The organism is Fretibacterium fastidiosum, assembly GCF_964642095.1.
Lineage (GTDB): Bacteria > Synergistota > Synergistia > Synergistales > Aminobacteriaceae > Fretibacterium > Fretibacterium fastidiosum.
In genome coordinates, this window is record NZ_OZ209244.1 from 330964 (window position 1) to 350634 (window position 19671).

Annotated in this window: 15 protein-coding genes and 2 tRNA genes; 6 read left to right on the forward strand and 11 right to left on the reverse strand. The window is 63.3% G+C overall.

Annotated features, from left to right (window positions below; translation table 11 throughout):
• Positions 1-1653 (reverse strand): phosphoenolpyruvate carboxykinase (ATP), encoded by a 1653-nt coding sequence (locus ACK28C_RS01445; protein WP_015555886.1) that lies wholly within the window; start codon positions 1651-1653, stop codon positions 1-3.
• Between the two features lie 211 nt (positions 1654-1864).
• Here ACK28C_RS01445 and ACK28C_RS01450 point away from each other — a divergent pair.
• A tRNA-Val gene (locus tag ACK28C_RS01450) sits at positions 1865-1940 on the forward strand.
• A gap of 99 nt (positions 1941-2039) precedes the next feature.
• Here the strand turns inward: ACK28C_RS01450 and ACK28C_RS01455 are convergent.
• Positions 2040-2279 carry a hypothetical protein gene (locus ACK28C_RS01455; RefSeq protein ID WP_015555885.1) on the reverse strand — a complete coding sequence of 80 codons (240 nt, stop codon included), beginning with the start codon at positions 2277-2279 and terminating at the stop codon, positions 2040-2042.
• 712 nt (positions 2280-2991) lie between these two features.
• On the opposite strand from ACK28C_RS01455, the gene ACK28C_RS01460 reads away from it, so the two are divergent.
• Entirely contained in the window at positions 2992-3708 is a 717-nt protein-coding gene (locus ACK28C_RS01460; protein ID WP_015555883.1) for a flavin reductase family protein, read from the forward strand.
• Positions 3709-3728: 20 nt separating this feature from the next.
• On the forward strand, positions 3729-4484 hold the full coding sequence (locus tag ACK28C_RS01465; RefSeq protein WP_015555882.1) for a flavin reductase family protein: 756 nt from the start codon (positions 3729-3731) through the stop codon (positions 4482-4484).
• Positions 4485-5555: 1071 nt separating this feature from the next.
• Here ACK28C_RS01465 and ACK28C_RS01470 read toward each other — a convergent pair.
• The 6 genes from ACK28C_RS01470 to ACK28C_RS01495 all read right to left on the reverse strand — a co-directional run bounded on the left by ACK28C_RS01470 (position 5556) and on the right by ACK28C_RS01495 (position 13412).
• On the reverse strand, positions 5556-6758 hold the full coding sequence (locus tag ACK28C_RS01470; protein ID WP_015555881.1) for a M20 family metallopeptidase: 1203 nt from the start codon (positions 6756-6758) through the stop codon (positions 5556-5558).
• A 65-nt stretch (positions 6759-6823) separates the two neighbouring features.
• Entirely contained in the window at positions 6824-8068 is a 1245-nt protein-coding gene (locus ACK28C_RS01475; protein WP_015555880.1) for an NAD(P)/FAD-dependent oxidoreductase, read from the reverse strand.
• Complete coding sequence (locus tag ACK28C_RS01480; RefSeq protein ID WP_243440542.1) at positions 8068-10410, reverse strand: Tex family protein; 2343 nt, start codon at positions 10408-10410, stop codon at positions 8068-8070. The genes ACK28C_RS01475 and ACK28C_RS01480 overlap by 1 nt, the downstream gene beginning before the upstream one ends.
• A gap of 314 nt (positions 10411-10724) precedes the next feature.
• A complete protein-coding gene (locus tag ACK28C_RS01485) occupies positions 10725-11207 on the reverse strand; it encodes a hypothetical protein (protein ID WP_015555879.1) in 483 nt (160 codons plus the stop codon).
• Positions 11204-12949 carry a WD40 repeat domain-containing protein gene (locus ACK28C_RS01490; protein WP_015555878.1) on the reverse strand — a complete coding sequence of 582 codons (1746 nt, stop codon included), beginning with the start codon at positions 12947-12949 and terminating at the stop codon, positions 11204-11206. The genes ACK28C_RS01485 and ACK28C_RS01490 overlap by 4 nt, the downstream gene beginning before the upstream one ends.
• 313 nt (positions 12950-13262) lie before the next feature.
• Positions 13263-13412 carry a hypothetical protein gene (locus tag ACK28C_RS01495; protein WP_409152357.1) on the reverse strand — a complete coding sequence of 50 codons (150 nt, stop codon included), beginning with the start codon at positions 13410-13412 and terminating at the stop codon, positions 13263-13265.
• 289 nt (positions 13413-13701) lie between these two features.
• Between ACK28C_RS01495 and ACK28C_RS01500 the strand changes: the two genes are divergently transcribed.
• A complete protein-coding gene (locus ACK28C_RS01500; protein ID WP_409152358.1) occupies positions 13702-15105 on the forward strand; it encodes a TolC family protein in 1404 nt (467 codons plus the stop codon).
• 61 nt (positions 15106-15166) lie between these two features.
• Here the strand turns inward: ACK28C_RS01500 and ACK28C_RS01505 are convergent, their stop codons facing one another.
• Positions 15167-15439 (reverse strand): hypothetical protein, encoded by a 273-nt coding sequence (locus ACK28C_RS01505; RefSeq protein ID WP_208872504.1) that lies wholly within the window; start codon positions 15437-15439, stop codon positions 15167-15169.
• Positions 15440-15482: 43 nt separating this feature from the next.
• Here ACK28C_RS01505 and ACK28C_RS01510 point away from each other — a divergent pair, with 43 nt between their 5' ends.
• Complete coding sequence (locus tag ACK28C_RS01510) at positions 15483-16175, forward strand: transglycosylase SLT domain-containing protein (RefSeq protein ID WP_208872503.1); 693 nt, start codon at positions 15483-15485, stop codon at positions 16173-16175.
• 767 nt (positions 16176-16942) lie between these two features.
• Here the strand turns inward: ACK28C_RS01510 and ACK28C_RS01515 are convergent.
• Positions 16943-17674: a hypothetical protein gene (locus ACK28C_RS01515; RefSeq protein ID WP_015555877.1), complete on the reverse strand. Its 732-nt coding sequence runs from the start codon at positions 17672-17674 to the stop codon at positions 16943-16945.
• A 343-nt stretch (positions 17675-18017) separates the two neighbouring features.
• Positions 18018-18115: transfer RNA gene (locus ACK28C_RS01520), tRNA-Sec, on the reverse strand.
• Positions 18116-18341: 226 nt separating this feature from the next.
• Here ACK28C_RS01520 and glyA point away from each other — a divergent pair.
• Positions 18342-19601, forward strand: a complete 1260-nt coding sequence (glyA, locus tag ACK28C_RS01525) for a serine hydroxymethyltransferase (RefSeq protein WP_015555876.1) — start codon at positions 18342-18344, stop codon at positions 19599-19601.
• The last annotated feature ends 70 nt before the right edge of the window (positions 19602-19671 follow it).

Consider the following 19671-nt stretch of genomic DNA (forward strand, 5'->3'; position numbering starts at 1 on the left):
CTACCTCATCGCGGCGATGACCGCCTCGAGGGCCTCCCTGGCGTCCGGGGGCAGCCTGTCCACGCCGCCGCGCTCCGTCTCGCGGGCGATCACGAAGTTCAGCCGATCCTGGAAGCGGGCCTTGAGCTGCTCTCGGTAGGCGGCATCGTTCAGATCGACCTTGAAGTCCGGCATGTCCAGCGTCTTGAGCCCCGGCAGGTCGCCGAAGGGAACCCAGCGGGCCCTGCCCTCCACGATGGCCTCGATGATACCCAGCGTGTGCTCCTTCTTCACCTTGGCGCCCATGAAGTCGGCGGTGTTCAGGATGTAGCAATCCACGCCGTCGGCCAGGAGCGTCTTGAAACGCTCGTAGTCCATGGAGAGCGGGTAGGTGCGGAAGGGGTTGGCGTAGGGCTCGCACACCAGGGCGTTGGGGTCCACGCCGGGGGCCAGGCGCTCCGCGCTGGTGCGCTTGGTGGCCAGGGTGGCGCCCAGCACCGCGCCGAGGGACGGGCCCTCCAGCTTCAGGACGGGCGGGATCGTCGGGTCGCGCATGAGCCAGAAGATGGCGTTCAGCGGCTCGTCGATGCGGTCCACGCGGTTGGGGGACCAGAGGCGGGACTTGATGGAACGGCCGTTGCCGTTGCGCATGTCCTCCGTCACGGCGACCTTCCGGCCGTCCCCGGTGACGGTGGCGCCGCAGTTCTGGATCGTCAGGAGGTACTTGTTGTCCTCGCAGCCGATGGGGTAGTCCGCCAGCTTGTCGAAGTAGGTGGGCTCCATGGCGATGGCGTACTTGTCCTTGATGTTGACGATGAAGGCGTCGTCGTGCAGGACCATGATGTCGTACCTGCCGTCGTGTTTGGCGTGGGTGATGGTGGACTTGCCGGAGCCCGACAGGCCGAAGGCCGCCATGACGAACTTCCTTCCGTCCTTCATCGTGTAGCGCTTCAGGCCGCCGTGGCAGGCCGCGTAGCCGTTGCGGGCGGCGATGCCCCAGGCCAGGGTCAGGGTCCCCTTCTTCAGCTCGCCGAAGTAGCGCAGGCCCAGCACCGCGGCGCAGTTCTCCTCCGGGGAGAAGAACGCGAGGCCCAGCGGGAAGTCGGGGTGCGACCAGTCGGGGTCGGCGAAGAAGAAGATGTCGCCGTCGGTGTCCGATATCCTTCGGGAGGCCGCGTAGCGCGGCCTGTACCTCTCGTTGTCGTACTGAAAGTTGATCATCCAGTTGTAGAGGTTGTTCTCGTAGCCCTCCGGCAGGAGCAGGTGGGCCTTCACCATGAAGTCCTCGTCCAGCCCCACGTAGGCGTCCGCCTGGTACATCCTGCGATGGCGCGTGTTGAAGATGGCCTCGCGCACCACGGTGCAGAGGGCGTTGGCGTCCACGCCGGGCCAGCCCACGATGCGGCGCGCCGCCGCCGTGCGGCCGAAGATCGCGCCGTCGTTGAACAGCAGGACGTTCGCGTCCTGGGGCAGCTCCTGCTCCGTGGGGTGGTAGACGGGCATCCCCGTCAGCTCGACCGTGCCCGGACTGTTCTTCGCCAGGTTGTAGGCCTCCTTCAGGTCCAGCACCCGGTGGACGTTGTTGCCGTAGAACACGGCCTCCACCGTCGGGCGGACCTGAGTCTTGTTCACCTTTTTGAAGTTTTCCTCATCATAAGCGCCGATCGTTGCCATCGTTAACCCCCACTCCTTTTTCGCGTCCTGGCCGCCCCGCCCTCGCGCGGCGGCCCTTTTTTGAAGCCCGAAAGCTCTCCTGCCATTATAGCCCGATTGCCCCGCACATTCCAGCGCCGGCCAGGGCCGGGGCGCGGGGAGCGGTTGAACGGCAAAACGAAAACGCCCCTTGTGCTTCCCCCGGTCTTTGTGTATAATAATTCCCCGTTGAGGGCGATTAGCTCAGCGGTAGTAGCGCTTCCTTCACACGGAAGAGGTCACTGGTTCGAACCCAGTATCGCCCACCATTGATAGCAAGGGTTCAGGGGAGTTTCTCCTGAACCTTTTTTGTTCTCCTTAGAAGCGCCCTTGAAGCAAAAAACAGCGGGGCCCCGAAGGGCCCCGTTCTACATCAGCGTCGCGATCCCTGCCTTGAAAACCTTCGGCAGGATATCCCAACCCGGCACACCGGTCAGGACGGCCAAGGCTCCCAGCAGGACCAGAAACCCCAGCGCAATCTGTCGCAGCCGGTGCGAGGCGTCGTTCACCGGCGGCGCGAACCCTTCGCCCTGCACGGCGTCCTCGCCGCGCCGGAACGTCCGCTTCATGGCGTCGGATGGGGAGATGTTGGCACGCCGCGCCAGCATCCCGGCGGCAGAAGAGGCAGTCGGGCTCCGTCGCCGCAGGATTACCGGACCTCACGGTCTGCGCAACGACGTTGATCTCCGTAACGTAGCGATGGCCGCGCATGGGCACGATCCTTTCCACCTGGGTCGTGTACTTTTTCCTGAGCCTGATGATCTGCCTCCGACAGAGGCTCATAAGCAGACGGCCAGCTCTGATAAAGCCCCTAAGCGATTCTCACAGCTCGTTCCTCGCTGGCTCTCTGCTTATCTGCGGCTGTAAGCCGCAGATGCTGCGCCGGTCGCTTATGTCGAGACGCGGCATCGTTGCCGCGTCTCGACGCAGGTGGTTTATCGCTTCGGTTGTAGACCATGACCTCGATGCGCTCGACCTCTTTTTGTGTCCATGCCACTCACTCCCGCTTCATACCCAGGTATCACCGAAAGACCTGCCTGCCGCGGCGTGGGATGACATTTTCTCTGACGACCTATAGGGTGACATGATCACTGATCAACGACACCTCACCCCAAACCATATTGACAAAACGACGTCGTGGTGATAAATTTTTCATGTAGTTAGATATAACTAATTTTATTCAGGCAGACGTTTAGTTTGCGGGGCAGAACGGCCCTGGGAAGGGTTTGTCTTTTGCTGAAGGAGGCACGTTCGCGAGGAACGGTCGTTCTCCGGCAGTTCGTGGATTCATGGAGCGTTTTTGGTTAAGGAGGAACGTTTATGAAAGGATATCGTTTGTTGGGAGTGCTTGCCGCCGCGCTTCTGTGCACCCCGGCGCAGGCGGCGAAGGTGGAGGTCGAGACGGGAGCGCGGCTCCTGCCGACGACGGCCTGCCTCGTGGGGACCTACGACGCGGAGGGGCGCCCGGACGCCGCCATCATTGACCGCGTCGGCATCGCCGAGACGCCGTCGAAGCAGAGGATGATCTTCTACGTGGCGGTGAACCCGAAGCGCCAGACCGCAAAGAACATCGAAGCCACGGGCGCCTTCACCGTGAACGTGATGAACGCGGCCCTCGTGCCGCAGGGCGACTTCTGCGGAACGGTCTCCGCAGCGTCGGGGGACGAGTACTTCGACAAGTTCTCCGTCACCGGGCTGAAGCTGGAGAAGGGCAGCGACGTGAACGCTCCCGTCCTGACGGAGTGCCCCGTGACGTTGGAGTGCAAACTCGTCAAGACGCTCGAGTTCCCGGACGGGCAGCACCGGGTGTTCCTGGGCGAGGTCGCGAGTTACCACGTGGCGGCGGAGGCCCTGGACGGCGACAAGACCGCCCCCGTCAGCCAGTTCGACCCGCAGAAGTCCGGCATGGCCGTCTACTTCGCGGGCAGCGCGGAGGGGAGCGGCTACTACGCCCTCAGTGCACCCCTTGGAAGCGGGATGAGCGCGGAGAAATTCCCCTGGCCCAATGGGCTCGAGCCCAAGCCCGCGGGGCATTAGGCACAAAAAGGAGCGTTATCATGAAGGAAAGAATCTATCGCGCCATCCTGACGCTGGCGTTCACGCTGTCCCTGCTGAGCCTGCGCGCCGGTATGGCCTCCGCGGAGTCCCTGAAGTTCACGGGATCGCCCCACTTCCTGCCTGCGCCGCTGATGGTGGTGGGCGTCTACACCCCGGAGGGGCAGGCCAACTTCGCCCCCTTCCATCGGGGAGGGGTCCTCGCCTCCGGAAAGGACGGCGGCCCCATGCGCATCGGCTTCGGCATCAAGGGCGACGCGGAGAAGAGCTGGACGTACCAGTGCCTGAAGAAGATGAAGGCCTGCACCGTCAACCTGCCCTCCGTCAAGTACCTGGCGGAGGCGGAGCTCCTGGGCCGCTACTCCGGACGGCCGCTCTCCGGCGATGCGCCGCTGCTGTCCGAGAACGGCGGCTTTCAGGACAAGCTGGCGGTCACGAAGCTCACGGCGGTGAAGGGTTCGGCCGTGAACGCCCCCATGATCGAGGAATTCCCCATCTCGCTGGAGTGCGAGCTCGAGGAAGACATGCCGATCGCCGAGGGCAGCAAGAGCCGCCTGATGATCCTCGTCGTGCGCAAGGTGTGGGCGGACGAGGCCTACTTGGACGCGGGGGGTAAGATCAACCCCAAGACCGCCGATCCGGATTCCTCCATCGTCTTCTTCTCCCACTCCCACGCGGCAAACGGCGGATTCTACGGCTACGGCGAGATGCTTGGCAAGTCCGGCCCCATCTCCGACGCCTATCGCCAGAAGAAGTAACGCAACCGTCGCTGCGGGGGGCCGCTGAGACGGACGAACGGCTCCCCGTGCACACAACCCTGCCTCCCTTACCGGAGGGCGTCTTTGGCGCGCTCTATTCCTGACTTGAGGTCCTGCCTGTCGCGAGGCAGGACCTCGCTTTTTTCCGGTGGGGGCTACGGGCTGGACGACGTTTCCGCTGCACCGATCGAAGAACGTGCAGGAGAGGGGCTTCCTCTTTATACCATTTTGCCTCTAAAGGGGGGCTGCCCCGAAGGGGCTGAGACTGACGGCCCGTGAGCGGTAGCGAACGGCAGCCGGAAGGCTCCCCGAAGGGGAGGGGTGTTTTTCATAAGACGCGCCTGTCTGACATTCCCCGCCAACGCCTCCACAAGGCAATCCATTGCCTTCCTTCGGCACAGCCGACCAACGCAGCGCTGCAATCGCTGACGCGATTGCATAAGCTGCGTCGTCTGGCTGAGCTGCGGAAGTCCCCCGGACTTCCTTCGCCCTCAGCCGACCGACCGGCCGCCGCAATCCTCCCCAAAGATCGGCTTGCGTGAGGCCGGTCGTCTGGCCGAACCCCTCCGGTTCGCTGACGCGAACCACCTCCCCTTTCAGGGGAGGCAAAAGAAGAAGCGCGTCGTTAGGCCCCCGGTTTATTAGGCCCCCCTGGAAGGGGGGCTGGCGAGCCCTGGGGCGAGACTGAGGGGTTGTGAGCGGTAGCGAACGGCTGCCGGAAGGCTCCCCGAAGGGGAGGGGCGTTTTTCATAAGACGCGCCTGTCTGACATTCCCCGCCAACGCCTCCATAAGGCAATCAATTGCCTTCCTTCGCCGACAGCCGACCGACACGACGCCGACCGCCTGTCGGCGTCCGTAAGTCGTGTCGTCTGGCTGAGCTAAGGAAGTCCCCCGGACTTCCTTCACCCTCAGCCGACCGACCGGCCGCCGCAATCCTCCCGAAAGATCGGCTTGCGTGAGGCCGGTCGTCTGGCCGAACCCCTCCACCGCTCCTGGCGGCACCTCCCCTTAGGGGAGGCAATCCATATTAGACGTGAATTGGTATCAGGGTGCGCGTGGGGGCCTTCCGATCAGCGGCTGAGATACGTCCACGCGAAGGCGGCATGGATGGCCGCGGCGCGTTTCAGCTGAGCCTCGTCCAGGTCGAACTTTGCCGAGTGGTGGGGCCTGTGGGTCCCCGGTCGGTCCGGGGCCGCCGTCCCCAGCTGCAGGTACGTCGAAGGGACGGCCTCCGCGAAGCAGCTGAAGTCCTCGGACCCCATGTTGAGCGGCGCCTCCACCATGGCCTCCGGTCCGAAGAGGTCCGTCCCGGCCCGGATCAACAGGTCCGTCATGGCGGGGTCGTTGAAGGTCGCCGCCGTGGATCTCTGATAGTCCAGCTCCGCGCGGCAGCGGAAGGCCGAAGCGATGTCCGAGGACAGGCGCCTCATGCCCGACTCGACCGCGTCCTGGACGCTGCGCTCGAAGGTGCGCACGGTCCCCACCATCTTCACGCGCTCCGGAATGATGTTGAAGGCCCTGGAGGAGGTCTCAAGACAGCCGACGCTCAGCACCGCGGTATCCCTGGGCGATACCTCGCGCGAGATGACGGTCTGGAACGCACTGCCGATCTGGAACGCAGCGGGCGTCGGATCGACGGCCAGCTCCGGGGCCGAACCGTGTCCCCCCTTGCCCTCGATGGTGAGGTTCCAGACGTCGCAGGCGGCATAGCAGGGGCCGCGTCGGTACAGCAGCTCGCCTGAGGGGAAGATGGAGGCCACGTGCAGGCCGAAGGCGGCGTCCACGCCGTGAAGGGCCCCTTCCTCGACCATGGCCCTGGCTCCGGACCGGTCACCCGCCTCCTCCGCCGGCTGAAAGAGCAGGCGCACCGTGCCCCGCAGCTCGCTCCGGATCTGCATCAGGATCTTCGCCGCCCCCAAAAGACCCGCCGTGTGGGCGTCGTGCCCGCAGGCGTGCATGACGCCCTCGTTCTGGGAGCGGTACTCCACGTCGTTCTCCTCCGTCACCGGCAGCGCGTCCAAGTCGGCGCGCAGGGCGACGCACTTGCCCGGCGCCCCTCCCTGGATGTCCGCGATGAGGCCGCTCGAGGTGCCGTCGTAGCCCCGATGCACCGTCTCGATACCCAGCTTCCGAAGCTCCTCCTGAACGCGGTCCGTGGTCCGTTCCTCCTGCCAGGACAGCTCAGGATGGCTGTGAAAGTGCCGCCGCAAGGCGATAACCTCCGGCTCGAACTCCCCGGCGAGCTCCCTGATCCTCTCGATGACGTCGTTCATGACCCCAACTTCCTTTCATTCCTCTACAAAACGATCCAATCGCATCTCCGTCGTCCTCCGGTCGGTCAGCCGGGCTGCTGCGCGCCCTCGCCCGCCACCCAGCCCGTGCTCCAGCAGATCTGGAGGTTGAAGCCACCCGATGGCCCGTTGAGGTCCAGCACCTCGCCCGCGAAGTAGAGGTTCTCGCACCGCTTGGAGCGCATCGTGGCGGGGTCCACCTCCTTCAGGCTGACGCCCCCCCGGGTGACCACCGCGTTGTTGAAGCTCCACAGCCCGTTGACCGTCAGGCGGATGTCCTTCAGCAGGTCCGCCGTCGCCTCCGCCTCCTCGCTCGAGACGTAGGCTGCGGGCTTGTCCTCCGGCACGTCCGACAGCTCCAGGATCATGGGGATGAGGGGGCCGGGCACCAGCCCCTTCAGGGCACCGGCGAAGCGGCGGGCGCTGAACTTCTCCAGGTCGCGGCGCACCCGTTCCGTCAGCTTCTCGCGCGTCAGGGCCGGCTTCAGGTCGATAGAGAGGGAGAGGGGCCCCTGGGCCATCCAGTCGGGCACGGAGGAGCTCATGTCCATGATGACGGGCCCGCTGACACCGAAGTTCGTGAACTCCATCTCGCCGAAGCGCTCGTCCACCCGCTTTCCGTCCACCAGTGCCGTCACCCGAACGTTTCGCAGGTTGCATCCGTGGGCCAGCTTCACCCACGTCTCATGGGTCTTGAGGGGGACCAACGCCGGCATCGGCGTGACGATCGCGTGCCCTGCCTGCTCCGCAAAGCGGTAGCCGTCCCCCGTGGAGCCCGTGCGGGGGTAGGACTTGCCGCCCGTCGCCACGATGAAGCGATTCGCCTCCAGCTCCTCGACCTCCGTGATGAGCCGCTCCACGCGCCCGTCCCGAACCTTCAGGGACCGCACGGGGGAGCTCCTCAGGATGCGCACTCCGAACTTCCTGCAGAGCATCAGGAGCGCGTTCAGCACGCGCTGGCCGCCGCCCTCCGCGGGGAAGACGCGGCCCCCCCGCTCCGTCACGGTCTCGACGCCGTGCTTCTGAAAGAAGGCGAGGGTCTCTGCCGGACCGAAGCGGCTGAAGGCGGACCACAGGAAGCGGCCCTTCTCCCCGTAGCGTGCGATGAAGGCGGCCGGGTCCGGCTCCGCGTTCGTGAAGTTACAGCGCCCCCGCCCCGCCAGCAGGAGCTTGGTCCCCAGGGAGGCGTTCTTCTCCGTCAGGAGGACGCGCTCCCCCAGCTCCGCCGCCCGCAGGGCCGCCATGAGACCCGCCGGCCCGCCGCCGATCACGATGGCGTCGAAGCGTTCCATCAGCGCCGCCGCTTTCCGCCCTCAGCCAGCTGTTCCCTGAAGAGCGATCCCATGGTCATGTCCGGCTTCTCAGGCCTCTCGCGCCGCCCGCCGGCCCGGTGCGCCCCCTCGCCGCGGGGCCTGCCCTCCGGGGTCCTTTCGCCCAGGTCGGACTTTCGCGCCGAGAGGGCGATGCGGCTTCGCTCCAGGTCCACCTCCAGCACGGCCACGCGGATGTGCTGCCCCGGCTTCAGGTGCGCGTGGGGGTTCTCCACGAACACGTCCGCGATGCGGCTGATGTGGACCAGCCCGTCCTGGTGGACGCCGACGTCCACGAAGGCGCCGAAGTCCGTCACGTTGGTCACGATGCCGTTCAGGATCATGCCCGGAGCCAGGTCCGTCATCGTGCGGACGTTGGGGTCGAAGGCGAAGGGCTCGAACTTCCGCCGCGGGTCGCGCCCCGGCTTCTCCAGCTCCGACAGGATGTCCTTCAGCGTGGGGAGACCCGCCGTCTCAGAGACGAAGTCCGGGAGGCGGATGCGGGCGCGCAGCGCGGGGTCGGAGAGGAGGTCGGCCACCGTGCAGGAGAGGGCCGCGGCCATGCGGGCCACGGTGGCGTAGTTCTCCGGGTGGACGGCGCTGGCGTCCAGCGGGTTCGCACCTCCCAGGATGCGGAGGAAGCCGGCGGACTGCTCGAAGGCCTTGGGGCCGAAGCGAGGCACCTTCTTGAGGGCCTCGCGGTCGCCGAAGGGGCCGTTGGCCTCGCGGTACTTCACGATCTGGGAGGCCGTCTGGCGGTTGAGGCCCGAAACGTAGGACAAAAGCTCCGGGCTCGCCGTGTTGACGTTGACGCCCACGGCATTCACGCAGTGGGTCACGACGTCGTCCAGCGCCTGCTTCAGCTCCTTCTGGTCCACGTCGTGCTGATACTGGCCCACGCCGATGGACTTGGGGTCGATCTTGACGAGTTCGGCCATGGGGTCCATGAGGCGGCGGCCGATGGAGACGGCCCCCCGGACGGTGACGTCCTGGTCCGGAAACTCGCGCCGGGCCACCTCGGAGGCGGAGTAGATGGAGGCGCCGCTCTCGTTGACGGAGACGACGGCCACGTCGGGCAGGTCCAGGCCCCGCACGAAGACCTCCGTCTCGCGCCCCGCCGTGCCGTTGCCGACGGCCACGGCCTCAAGATGGTACTTCCGCACCAGCTCCCGCAGGACCCTGCCGGCGTCCTCCCGCTCGCGCTCGGACCGCTGGAGGAAGACGACGGTGTGAAAGAGCAGCGCCCCCTGCGCATCCAGGCACACGACCTTGCAGCCGGTGCGCACGCCGGGGTCGATGGCCAGCGTGGCCCGCTGCCCCATGGGCGCGGACATCAGCACCTCCCGCACGTTCTCCGCAAAGACGCGGATCGCGTCGGCGTCGGCCCGCTTCTTCATCGCCCCCCGCAGCTCCGTCTCGATGGACTTCCGCAGGAGCCGCTTGTACCCGTCCTCCACGGCGGCGGCCACCATGCGCGACGCCGCGCCCGCGCCGTGCACGAAGCGGCGCTTCAGCAGGGAGATCGCCTCCTCCTCCGGAGGCGCGGCGCTCGTGGTGAGGAACCCCTCCCGCTCGCCCCGCAGGATGGCCAGCACGCGGTGCGACGGCATGGAAGCGGCGCTCTCCTCAAGCTCGAAGTAGTCCCGGTACTTCGCGCCCTCCTCCTCCTTGCCCCTGGCGCAGGCGCTGGTCAGCACGGCCTTGCGGGCGAAGAGCCGCCGCGTCTCCTGGCGGGAGTCCGGGTCCTCGCTGACGCGCTCGGCCAGGATGTCCATGGCGCCGGCCAGGGCCTCCTCGGCGCTGGCAACGCCTCGGTCCCCGTTCACGAAAGCCTGGGCGGCAGCGGCAGGGTCCATGGCGTCGTCCTGCGCCATCAGGAGGTCCGCCAGGGGGGTCAGGCCCTTCTCGGCGGCGATGGAGGCGCGGGTGCGGCGCTTGGGGCGCCACGGCAGGTAGACGTCCTCCAGGGCGGTCATCGTCGGGGCGGCCGCGACGGCAGCCCTCAGCTCATCCGTCAGAAGGTTGCGCTCGGCCAGCGAGTCCAGGATGGCGGCGCGGCGCTTGTCCAGCTCCGCCATCCGCGCGGCGCGGTCCCGGATTGCGGTGATGACGGTCTCGTCCAGCGATCCCGTCGCCTCCTTGCGGTAGCGCGCGATGAAGGGGACGGTGCAGCCGTCGTCGAAGAGGGAAAGCACGGCCTTGACCTGAGCCGGGGTGAGCTTGAGCTCCTTTGAGATGGCGTCCGGAATGTCGAGGGCGGGGTGAGGGGCGCAAGCCTCGGAGTTGGGGGTAGAGCGTACCGTCGTCGTTTCCATCAGAATCATCTCCTCCCTGGCGGAGCTGCGGGTCAACTGCGTCCCAGGCCGCCTGAATGGAATTGAGCGGAACGGAAAGATTATACCAAAAGGGGAAGAGGGACGTCGCCTCAGCCCCTTGAAAATGTCAATGACCAGATAAAAACCCAAATCCACGGTCTGCGGCGGCCTTATCGGGGCTCAAGCCCGTCATGGTGCAGGTCAAGCTGGCTCTGGCCTTGCACCCATCAGGTGCAGCAGAAAACGCACAAAACCTGTTTCTGCTAAAAATTTGTCTATAACTTTAAGTGAAATGAGTCTACGAAAAGAAAAACAAAACGAGGTTATCTTGCTACAGAAACGGCGCGAAACCTGTTTCGGATGGGACTGGACCTGACTAAAATCGCGGAGGCCACCGGACTGCCCCTGGATGAGCTGCAATCCTTAAAAAACGCGGGGCGGGCGTAAGCGCACAACAAGCCTCGACGACGATCAACAGAAAGAAGGGTTGCCGGATCGATCCCAATGCGGCAACCCTTCTTGTTTTTGTTTGCGAGCGACCGGCGTACGGCGGAGTCCGGCCCCTCGGAGTATTTCAGAAAAGCGGAGAGCTTCCGGGGGCGTGTTGTATAGTGGAAGTGGCCGTCATGCCCTTCCATTGCATCCAGATTTTTGAAGTGCGCTCCTGTGAAACCAAGATCGTCAGTATAGCTGGGAACATACCCTCCATGACCCCCCTCACCCTTCAGGCAGGTGCTCGTCATCTCGTACGAAAGTTTGATGAGCTGCAGCATCTCAAGCTGCTTGTCGTGGCTCCACGTCGTCATTTATCCTCGCCCTCCTTCAGGTCGATAAATGTCAATGTCCCTCCATACTCGCTCTTCATTGCAACCGCAAAAAGCCGCGGCTTCAACCAAATAAAGCGCCAGGAGTCTCCCTGGTCTCTTTGTACAACTTTATAAAGAAGCTGCTTTTCAGCCAAAGTGTCCAGGTTCAAAAAGTTCAGGGCAATCAACACGACACCCGAAACCTGATTGTTTCCGGCAAGCATAACGACCTGCTCTCCATCCGCGGACAGGGCCAGACGCCACCCCCGGCTCTTCAGTTCCCTGGTTCGACCGGTTTGCAGGTCCAGTTCCAGCAAGACTCCCTCATACCCTCCTTCTTTCAACTCTTTTTCGCAAAGGAGATACGCCCTCGTTCCGTTTGCGTTGAGTCTCCATTCATACCAGGGTTTAATACCCCATAAAATTAGTTGATACCCACTTAAATGAAACAATTGCTCCTGCCATTTTTCTGTATCCATTAGGCAAAATCGATTAAATTCCTTTTGCATCCCTTCTATTGAATATACAAAACAAGATGCATCTGAGGCAAAATACGCACTCCCTTCAACACATAAATCAAAATCAACAGAGAGTCCTTTACGTATCCTTCGAAAAGAACTTAAAGCATTCTTTTTTATATTTCCTTCTGTACAAAAAAGGTCCACTGTATCAAGATCATGCCCAAGATCCTTCTCCCTTTCCCTCACCGCATCGGCCTCATCGCCGTACCAACCCTGAGGCATCCGATTCCATATCCAGCTCCGGTGCCACAACACCAGCAGCGTTTCCTCGTCCGGGCGGAATACCATGTCGTGGAACACCTTCTCCTTGTGCTCCTCGTGCTCCGGCCAGTCGAAACCAGGCAGACGCCTGAACCCCTCCACCTCGTACACCGCCAGGTCGCTGGTCCCCTCAACCCGCCCACGACCCGCCGCGGCCAGGTATCGCCCCCCAGGACTGAAGCGCACCCGCTGCACCGCAAGGCAGTCGTCGCTCCAAACGCACTCCCGCCCCCCCGTATCCCACACGTAAAGCCCCTTCTCCGTCCCCAATGCCAGCAGACTCCCGTCTGGAGAACCTGCCATGCAGTTGATTACTTCCTTCACTCGATAAATTTTGACCTCAGGCGCCTGATTCAGCTCTTCCCTCAAGTTCCTCGAAGACTGCACCGAGTCCCACGCCGGAAGGGCCGGCGCCAGATAGCAGACGATGGCCACCACAACCATCACCGCGTCCAGGCAGGCCGCACGAAAATTGCCACTTGCCCCGCCAACAGCAGCCATCAGCTGGCCCAGCCGGCTGGCCGACCGGAAAAGTTTGACAAACAACACCAACAGGCCACCGACAACTCCAAAAACAAGCAACACCACAAACGGCAGCATCGCAACGCTGGACGGGCCGTCGAACCCGAAAAAAAATGACCCCACAGACACTACAGCCAACAAAATAGCGGCCTGTATCCCTTCAACGACCGCATAGAACATCAGGACACCGCCGGTGGAAGAAGGCCTTTGGCTGTAGAACCACATGAGCAGCGGCAGTGCTGCAAAAAGGGCTTTTCCGAGGATGCTCATGCCCCCCGCAGTCCCCAGAAAGAGGAGGAGAAGGTTGCCCGCCCCAGATACTACCTGAAGGAGAACCACCATAAAGTAGATCATCAACAGCGTTCCGATTTTCTGGCGGCACTTCTTGATCTCCTCCAGCACACTCTCCCGCGTCGGTTCCAACGTCGCCTCGTCCATTTGTTCCGCCTCCTGAACTTCTGAACTGGACGTCCCATTTTTGCTTTGAATCGTCAACGTGATGATGAAGAGAATATCAATATAAAACTATCAAATACCGTTGCGGCTGTCAATAGGAACAGGAATGAGGGAGCAGGACACTTCTCGCAGGGGAGGCAAGGCAAGCAGGGCGCGCTTTTGGGCCCCTCTGCAAGGGGGGCTGGCGAGCCCCGCAGGGGCTGGGGGGTTGTTTTGGGGCGTGAAAGACAACCCCTCCGGTTCGCTAGCGCGAACCACCTCCCCTTGCAGGGGAGGCAAAGCAAGCGGCGCGTTTTTAGGACCCCGGACTTCCTTCGCCCTCAGCCGACCGACACGACGCCGGCCGCCTGTTGGCGTCCGTAAGTCGTGTCGTCTGGCCGAACCCCTCCGCCGCCCTTGGCAGCAGCTCCATGACCTCGATGCGCTTGATCTCTTTTTGTGACAAGGCCACTCGCTCCTGCTTCATAACCCAAGTATCACCGAAAGACCTGCCCGCTGTGTCGGAGGGTGAGATTTTCTTTGACTACTTATAGGGTGACATTATCACTGATCAACGACAACAACCAGCCCCTTGAAAATTGACGCGGCTGGAGCGCGGGTATAGAATATATCGATAAAACATGGCGTCAACATGGATTCTGCGACGGTTTCGTCCGTGGGCTCTCAGGGAACCCGATCCGATGGTTCTTAGAAATGATGATACCGAGGTGGTCGCGTTGAAGCGTATTCTCAAGTTGTTCCTGTTGTTTCTGTGCCTGACCGGCGTCCTTGCCGGCGAGGCCGCTGCGCTGGTGCAGATGAGCTTTCGGGATTACCTGAAGGAAATCCTGCTGAACAACCACGCCCTGCGGTCCGGCGTCAAGGCCGTCGAGGCGAACTACTACGCCGTGCTGGCGGCCATGGGCACGCAGCGCCCCAGCCTGGGTCTCAGCGCGAAGGGGGCCTGGCTCTCCGAGATGAACGGCGAGGACAACTACACCATGGGCAGTGCGGGCCTCGCCCTGACGCACCGCATCGACCTGTCGGGGAAGTACTCGCTGGAAGAGCGCCAGAACGTCCTGGGCTACGAGATCGCACGGGCGCAGTTCGACGCGAACGTGAACGCCCTCGTGGCCACGGCGGAAGAGACATGGTGGTCGGCGGTCCTGGCCCGCGAGAACGTGCGGCTTCAGCGGGAGATACTGCGCCAGCGGGCGGAGAACCATCGCGTGACGCTGGAAAAGTACCGCCAGCAGCTGGTCCCGAAGCTGGACGTGGTGCGCAGCGACGCTCAGGTGGTGGAGGCGGAGACGCTGGTGAAGAGCGCGGAGACGACCTACAGCAACCTGCTGGCCAACCTCTCCTACCTGGCCGGAGGGCTGGACGTGGAGCCGCGGAACGAGCCCCTGCACGTCCCGGCCTTTGACATGACGCTGAGCTACGACGAGGCGCTGAAGAACCGTCCGGACATGCGTGCGGCGCAGCTGACGCTGGATCGGGCGAAGGTGGTGAAGAAGCTGACGGCCCGCGGGCTCTCCCCGACGCTGGACGTCAACCTCCAGTGGACGGCCTGGGCCGACCCCGACGTGTCCGCCACGCCCCAGAGCCATGAGGCCCAGGCGGGGCTCTCCCTGAACGTCCCGATCTTCGACGGGCACCGAACGAAGTACGGCGTCCTGAACGCAGACCGCATGGTGCAGTCCGCGGAGGCGGCCCTGGACTCCCTGAAGGAGGAGACCCGACAGGACCTCACCGTGGCGATGAACAACTGGAAGAACGCCGAGGCGCTCGAGGTGGACAAGAAACGCCAGATGGCCCGTTCCGAGGAGGAGCTGCGCATCACGGAGCTGATGTACGCGGAGGGCATGGGCGCCCAGATCGACCTCATCAATGCCCAGACGGCCTACCGCACCGTGCGGACGGAGTACCTGGACGCCGTGAAGAGCATGTACGTGGCGCTGGTCGCCATGCGCAAGGCCATCGGGGACTACGCGCCCAACGAGGACGGGGCATGGAAGGAGGCCATCGTCCGTTACGGCAGGGGATGCGAGGTGGCGGGCGAGGTCGGGCTGGCCGGCCTGCGCGGGGAGCGCCGTCAGGGCGAGGAAACGTCTGCGAAGTCCTCGGAGGGGGCAGAATCTCCGAAGAAGAAACGATAGCTGGGGCGATCTCGGCCCTGCTGTGCAGGCCCCGTGCGGGGCCTGCGCCCGTGAGGAGGATTCAGGGGAAAAGGACAGTTCCTTTTCCCTTTTTTTTCGGATTTTTAGCTTTGAGCCCTGTGTTAGTATCTCTACCATAAATTTTTCTGTGCGGGGTTTCAGCGTCTCGGACTTCTTTGGCGAAACGGGGCGGGAGAGGCGAGAGGATCGCCCACGCCCTTTGAGAGAGGATGCGTTTACATTCAGGTAAAGAAGCTGTGATGTGCTGTCTGGCGTCTGTTGGTCTGCGGGCTTGAGCGTTTGTGGAAACGGCGTTCTCTTTTTCGTCCGTCATCCAGTCAGGCAGGACCCCAAAATCTGTTCAGGGGGGACGCCCAGTGAAATTTCGGAATGTCGCGCGCGGGCGCGGCGCAATTTGGTGTCTGTTGGCGGTGGGGTTCTTCGCCCTTCCGGGCGCGGCGGGAGCGAACGACGAGAAGGTCGAGCGCCTGTTCGGAAAGTCCGAGCCGTTGATCACGGCGAACCTCCTTCCCAGGGAGCCCGTGACCGTCACGGCGGCCCGTAACAAGGAGAAGGCCCCGAAGAAGGCCGTCGCGGGCCAGCGGGACCGCGAGGCGGAACTGAAGAGCATCGAAGCCCTTCTCTTTCGCTACAACAAGAGGCTATCGCCGCAGAAGGCGCGACTTTACGCGGAGTTCATCGTCGAGGCGGGGCAGCAGTTCCATCAGGACCCCTTCGTCATCGCGGCCATGATCGTCAACGAGTCCAGCGCGCGGCACGACGCCCTTTCCCGCGGCGGGGACTACGGCCTGATGCAGGTGCGGTGGCGTGTCCACAAGCGCAACATCACGAAGAAGTATCCCCACATTAAGCAGGCGAAGGACATGTTCGACCCGAAGTACAACGTCCTGGTGGGCACGGAGATATTCTCCCGCTGCTGTGCGGCCTCCGCGGACCTGCAGAGCGGACTTCTGCGCTACAGCGCCGGCAATCGGCGGCTGGCCCGCAAGATCGTTGCGGAGGTCAAAAGGTTGGAGGACGCCTATCAGCACCACCTGAAGAACAGCTGATACCAAATCGCGTCCAATGTGGATTGCCTCCCCTGAAAGGGGAGGTGGTTCGCGTCAGCGAACCGGAGGGGTTCAGCCAGACGACCGGCCTCACGCAAGCCGATCTTTCGGGAGGATTGCGGCGGCCGGTCGGTCGGCTGAGGGCGAAGGGAGTCCGGGGGACTTCCGCAGCTCAGCCAGACGACCGGCCTCACGCAAGCCGATCTTTCGGGAGGATTGCGGCGGCCGGTCGGTCGGCTGAGGGCGAAGGAAGTCCGGGGGACTTCCGCAGCTCGGCCAGACGACGCAGCTTATGCAATCGCGTCAGCGATTGCAGCGCTGCGTTGGTCGGCTGTGCCGAAGCAAGGCAATTGATTGCCTTGTGGAGGCGTTGGCGGGGAATGTCAGACAGGCGCGTCTTATGAAAAACACCCCTCCCCTTCGGGGAGCCTTCCGGCTGCCGTTCGCTACCGCTCACAACCCCTCAGTCTCGCCCTTGCAGGGCTCGCCAGCCCCCCTTCCAGGGGGGCCTAATAAACCGGGGGCCTAACGACGTGCTTCTTCTTTTGCCTCCCCTGAAAGGGGAGGTGGTTCGCGTCAGCGAACCGGAGGGGTTGTTTCTCAGGCTCAACACCCCCCAGCCCCTTCGGGGCAGCCCCCCTTGCAGGGGGGCCTTTCTTGCCCTTCTTTAAACACGAATTGGTATGACGGCACACCAAAACCGGAGGGCCTCAAGGCCCTCCGGACGTTTTCGGAGCAGCGCTCCAAACTCTTTTCGCTATTTTTCGCTACTGTCCCAGCGCCTTGTTCAGCAGGTCGACGGCGATCTTGGCGGTCTCCATGGTCCCCTCCCGCCAGCGGCGCATCCAGAAGGAGTAGAGCCAGCCCTCTGCGGACGCATCCCACTCGGAGAGGTACATCGTATCGTCCTTCAGCTCGATGTCCATAGCCGCCGTGTAGTAGGGCTTGTCCCCGATCTCCGGGAAGCCCGCGATGTGAAATATCTTTCCCCTCTGAATGGAAGGATACTCCCCCTCGCCCATTATTTTGCCGAACTTCTTCTGCCAGTCCGCCGTAGCCACGATGGCCTCGTAGTAGCGGGGCAGCTCCTTGAGGGTCGCCTCAAGCTGGAGCGGCTTGACGACCTGCTCCACGGCGCCCTGGACGAGCCTGTCCAGCGTTGGGGCTCCCCCCTGGCACAGAAAGGCGACGATGGGACCGGCCTCTACGTGCAGGGCGTAAGTTCCCTCTCCCCCTTCCGCATCGCTGGCGGCCTTGAGCAGGCGGGCGATGCGGAGCCTGCCGCGGAGCAGCGCCATAAAGTGGTCGTCCTTCAGTATCTCCTCGGCCGACTCCGATCCGATCTTCAGGTTGTCCCCGTTCAGGTTCAGGGCCTTGGCCGCATCGACGTAGCTTTTAACGTCCTCGGCCGTCAGGCACTCCGCAGGGACCGCCTGCGTCAAGAGAAATATCGCCGCGGCAAGAAGCGGCAGGGACAGGGAGAACATCGTCTTTCTCATTCGTTAAACGCCTTCCTTAAATATTATGATGGTGAAGCAATGCACTTCATTATATATTTCATCGCCCAGGCAGGGCAAGGGTGGTTTTTTTCGCCCCTTCGCCGTGGCAGCTCAAGGGCCTTCCCAGCTCATCAGATTATACCGAATTGCGTTTAATGTGGATTGCCTCCCCTGAAAGGGGAGGTGCCGCCAAGGGCGGCGGAGGGGTTCGGCCAGACGATCGGCGAGGTACGAGCCGTATCGGTTGCTTGGGGGCTTATCAGGGAGGCTTTTTTTACACGCGAATTGGTATTAGACGAATGAGGGGTTGGCGTTTTCTTCGTCGAGCGTCGTCCGAACGAAGTGGCGGAGGCGTGTGGGGATCGAACCCACCAGAGACGGCGAAAACCGCCCCTCACCGGGTTTGAAGCCCGGGCCCGTCACCAGACGAATCTCACCTCCGAAACTGATTTATTATACTTGCTGGCAACGGAAAAGTCCACCGCCTCGAAAAAAGATATATTCCGCCCTCCGAAACCCCTCCAGCCCTCAATTTTCGCCCTTTTAAGGTATACTGACAACAGAAGGTATCCAGCAGCTTTTTTCATGGCAGCGGATGCCGTGGCGTTCCCACGCTGTGGAGCCCACGGCGGGTTCTGCCGTCGAAGACGAAAGGGGAACGGAAGAGATGGACAAGGACGCGGATCGATACCTGCGCGACGTGGACCCGGAGATCGCGGACGTCATCGTGGAGGAGTACCGGCGCCAGAACGATCAGATCGAGCTCATCGCATCGGAGAACTTCACCTCCCGCGCGGTGATGGCGGCCATGGGCTCCGTGCTCACGAACAAGTACGCCGAGGGCTACCCGGCGCACCGGTACTACGGCGGCTGCGAGGTCGTGGACAAGGCGGAGGACCTGGCGCGCGATCGCGCGAAGAAGCTCTTCGGAGGCGATCACGTCAACGTTCAGCCCCACGCCGGCAGCCAGGCCAACATGGCCGCCTACTTCGCCTGCCTCGAGCCGGGGGACACGATCCTGGCCATGAACCTGACGGACGGCGGGCACCTCACCCACGGCTCCCCCGTCAACTTCTCCGGCAAGCTCTACAACGTCGTCCCCTACGGCGTGCGGAAGGACACGGAGACCATCGACTTCGACCAGGTCCGGGAGCTCGCGAAGAAGCACCACCCCAAACTGATCGTCTGCGGGGCCAGCGCCTACCCGCGCATCATCGACGCCTCGAAGTTTCGGGAGATCGCGGACGAGACGGGGGCTCTCGTGATGTTCGACATCGCCCACATCGCGGGGCTGGTGGCGGCGGGGGCCCATCCCAACCCGGTGCCCTACTGCGACTTCGTCACGACGACGACGCACAAGACGCTGCGGGGGCCCCGTGGCGGCATGGTCCTGTGCAAGGAGTGCTTCGCCAAAAAGGTGGATTCCGCCATCTTTCCGGGGATGCAGGGCGGGCCCCTGATGCACGTCATCGCGGCGAAGGCCGTGGCCTTTGCCGAAGCGCTGAAGCCGGATTTCAAGGACTACCAGCATCGGATCGTGGCGAACTGCAAGCGCCTGGCGGAGAAGGTCATGGAGCGCGGGTTCCGCCTCGTGTCCGGCGGAACGGACAACCACCTGATCCTGGTGGACCTGACGAGCAAGGGCGTGACGGGCAAGGACGTCCAGATCGCGCTGGACCGCGCCGGCATCACCGTGAACAAGAACACGATCCCCTTTGAGACGCTGAGCCCCTTCGTGACGAGCGGCGTCCGCATCGGCACGGCTGCGGTGACGACCCGCGGCTTCGGCGCGGAGGAGATGGACCGGATCGCGGGCTGGATCGACCGCGTCGTGACCCACATCGCGGACGAGGCGGAGATCGGGAAGGTCCGCGCGGAGATCTCGGAGCTCTGTGCGGCGAAGCCCCTCTATCCGGGGCTGTATTGATCGCATTCATACCAAATCGCGTCTAATGTGGATTGCCTCCCCTGAAAGGGGAGGTGGTCCGAAGGACCGG

What these genes read in the sequence shown, in the direction of transcription:
- ACK28C_RS01515 (WP_015555877.1), bottom strand. Translation starts at nt 17,674, where the DNA reads ATGAGAAAGACGATGTTCTCCCTGTCCCTGCCGCTTCTTGCCGCGGCG.
- ACK28C_RS01470 (WP_015555881.1), bottom strand. Translation starts at nt 6,758, where the DNA reads ATGAACGACGTCATCGAGAGGATCAGGGAGCTCGCCGGGGAGTTCGAG.
- ACK28C_RS01505 (WP_208872504.1), bottom strand. Translation starts at nt 15,439, where the DNA reads ATGACGGACGAAAAAGAGAACGCCGTTTCCACAAACGCTCAAGCCCGC.
- ACK28C_RS01465 (WP_015555882.1), top strand. Translation starts at nt 3,729, where the DNA reads ATGAAGGAAAGAATCTATCGCGCCATCCTGACGCTGGCGTTCACGCTG.
- ACK28C_RS01485 (WP_015555879.1), bottom strand. Translation starts at nt 11,207, where the DNA reads ATGACGACGTGGAGCCACGACAAGCAGCTTGAGATGCTGCAGCTCATC.
- ACK28C_RS01460 (WP_015555883.1), top strand. Translation starts at nt 2,992, where the DNA reads ATGAAAGGATATCGTTTGTTGGGAGTGCTTGCCGCCGCGCTTCTGTGC.
- ACK28C_RS01475 (WP_015555880.1), bottom strand. Translation starts at nt 8,068, where the DNA reads ATGGAACGCTTCGACGCCATCGTGATCGGCGGCGGGCCGGCGGGTCTC.
- ACK28C_RS01490 (WP_015555878.1), bottom strand. Translation starts at nt 12,949, where the DNA reads ATGGACGAGGCGACGTTGGAACCGACGCGGGAGAGTGTGCTGGAGGAG.
- ACK28C_RS01445 (WP_015555886.1), bottom strand. Translation starts at nt 1,653, where the DNA reads ATGGCAACGATCGGCGCTTATGATGAGGAAAACTTCAAAAAGGTGAAC.
- glyA (WP_015555876.1), top strand. Translation starts at nt 18,342, where the DNA reads ATGGACAAGGACGCGGATCGATACCTGCGCGACGTGGACCCGGAGATC.
- ACK28C_RS01480 (WP_243440542.1), bottom strand. Translation starts at nt 10,410, where the DNA reads ATGATTCTGATGGAAACGACGACGGTACGCTCTACCCCCAACTCCGAG.
- ACK28C_RS01455 (WP_015555885.1), bottom strand. Translation starts at nt 2,279, where the DNA reads ATGCTGGCGCGGCGTGCCAACATCTCCCCATCCGACGCCATGAAGCGG.